Origin of the sequence: Pseudoclavibacter sp. AY1F1 (genome assembly GCF_002931075.1) — a bacterium.
In the GTDB taxonomy this organism is placed as follows: domain Bacteria; phylum Actinomycetota; class Actinomycetes; order Actinomycetales; family Microbacteriaceae; genus Pseudoclavibacter.
Window position 1 is genome coordinate 1847 of sequence record NZ_PSTQ01000026.1, and the last position, 2500, is coordinate 4346.

Consider the following 2500-nt stretch of genomic DNA (forward strand, 5'->3'; position numbering starts at 1 on the left):
CAGGGTTGGTACCGATCGTATGTTGAGAACTACACAGTGGACGCGAGCATCTTGAATGCCGCAAATGTTGATCGTCTTCGGATGGTTGGGTTTGTGGTGTTCAGCAATTTTAGTCAAGAGTTTCTGAGAATGAAATGATTGGCTACTCATGTGTAAATCAAATCTTTAAGAGCAAACGGTGGATGCCTTGGCATCTGGAGCCGAAGAAGGACGTAGAAATCTGCGATAAGCCTCGGGGAGTTGATAATCGAACTTTGATCCGAGGATTTCCGAATGGGGAAACCCCGCCAGGCCCCTTGTGGTGACCTGGTGACTCCCGCCTGAATATATAGGGCGGGTAGAGGGAACGTGGGGAAGTGAAACATCTCAGTACCCACAGGAAGAGAAAACAACAGTGATTCCGTTAGTAGTGGCGAGCGAACGCGGATCAGGCTAAACCGGTCGTGTGTGATACCTGGTAGGGGTTGCACGGTCGGGGTTGTGGGACTTTTCATGCTGCTCTACCAGGCAGTGGGCGTGACAATAGCGTATAGACGAACAGCTTTGAATGGCTGACCAGAGGGGGTGCGAGTCCCGTAGTCGAAATGCGTGTATTGACGTTGAAGAGTATCCCAAGTAGCACGGGGCCCGAGAAATCCCGTGTGAATCTGTCAGGACCACCTGATAAGCCTAAATACTCCCAGATGACCGATAGCGGACAAGTACCGTGAGGGAAAGGTGAAAAGTACCCCGGGAGGGGAGTGAAATAGTACCTGAAACCGTTTGCTTACAATCCGTCGGAGCAGCCTTGTAGCTGTGACGGCGTGCCTTTTGAAGAATGAGCCTGCGAGTTAGTGATATGTGGCGAGGTTAACCCGTGTGGGGCAGCCGTAGCGAAAGCGAGTCTGAATAGGGCGATTCAGTCGCATGTCCTAGACCCGAAGCGAAGTGATCTATCCATGGCCAGGTTGAAGCGAAGGTAAGACTTCGTGGAGGACCGAACCCACCTAGGTTGAAAACTGGGGGGATGAGCTGTGGTTAGGGGTGAAAGGCCAATCAAACTTCGTGATAGCTGGTTCTCTCCGAAATGCATTTAGGTGCAGCGTTGCGTGTTTCTTACCGGAGGTAGAGCTACTGGATGGCCGATGGGGCCCAAAAGCTTACTGACGTCAGCCAAACTCCGAATGCCGGTAAGTGAGAGCGCAGCAGTGAGACTGTGGGGGATAAGCTTCATAGTCGAGAGGGAAACAACCCAGACCACCAACTAAGGTCCCAAAGCGCGTGCTAAGTGGAAAAGGATGTGGAGTTGCACAGACAACCAGGAGGTTGGCTTAGAAGCAGCCACCCTTGAAAGAGTGCGTAATAGCTCACTGGTCAAGTGATTCCGCGCCGACAATGTAACGGGGCTCAAGCACGCCACCGAAGTTGTGGCATTCATATTTATAGACAGGCCTTCGTGGTCCAGTCGTGTGGATGGGTAGGAGAGCGTCGTGTGGCGAGTGAAGCGGCGGTGGAAACCAGCCGTGGACGCTACACGAGTGAGAATGCAGGCATGAGTAGCGAAAGACGGGTGAGAAACCCGTCCTCCGAATGATCAAGGGTTCCAGGGTCAAGCTAATCTTCCCTGGGTAAGCCGGGACCTAAGGCGAGGCCGACAGGCGTAGTCGATGGACAACGGGTTGATATTCCCGTGGCCGGCGAAAAACCGCCCAAGCTAATCCAGTAGTGCTAAGAGTCTGAATCTCTTCGTCCGCCTTCGGGTGGGTGGGGAGCCTAGCGCTCGACCCCGTTCTGGTGCGGTTAGCGTATTAACAGGTGTGACGCAGAAAGGTAGCCGAACCGGGTGATTGGTTGAATCCGGGCAAGGACGTAGGGTGAGTGATAGGCAAATCCGTCACTCGTGAAGCCTGAGATCTGACGCGGAACTCACTTTAGTGAGGTAGTCGGTGATCCTCTGCTGCCAAGAAAAGCATCGACGCGAGGTTTTAGTCGCCCGTACCCCAAACCGACACAGGTGATCAGGTAGAGAATACCAAGGAGATCGAGAGAATCGTGGTTAAGGAACTCGGCAAAATGCCCCCGTAACTTCGGGAGAAGGGGGGCCTGAGGCGTATAGGGATTTACTCCTGAAAGCGCATTGATGGCCGCAGAGACCAGTGGGAAGCGACTGTTTATCAAAAACACAGGTCCGTGCGAAGTCGCAAGACGATGTATACGGACTGACGCCTGCCCGGTGCTGGAAGGTTAAGAGGAAGGGTTAGCTTCGGCGAAGCTCTGAATTTAAGCCCCAGTAAACGGCGGTGGTAACTATAACCATCCTAAGGTAGCGAAATTCCTTGTCGGGTAAGTTCCGACCTGCACGAATGGCGTAACGACTTCCCAGCTGTCTCAACCGCGAACTCGGCGAAATTGCATTACGAGTAAAGATGCTCGTTACGCGCAGCAGGACGAAAAGACCCCGTGACCTTTACTACAGCTTGGTATTGGTGTTCGGTGTGGCTTGTGTAGGATAGGTGGGAGA

The 2500-nt window shown here is 53.1% G+C and carries 1 rRNA gene (only partly in view); it reads left to right on the forward strand.

Annotated elements, in window-relative coordinates:
- The first annotated feature begins 155 nt into the window (after positions 1 to 155).
- Positions 156 to 2500, forward strand: a 23S ribosomal RNA gene (locus C5B85_RS18845); it runs 769 nt beyond the window's last position.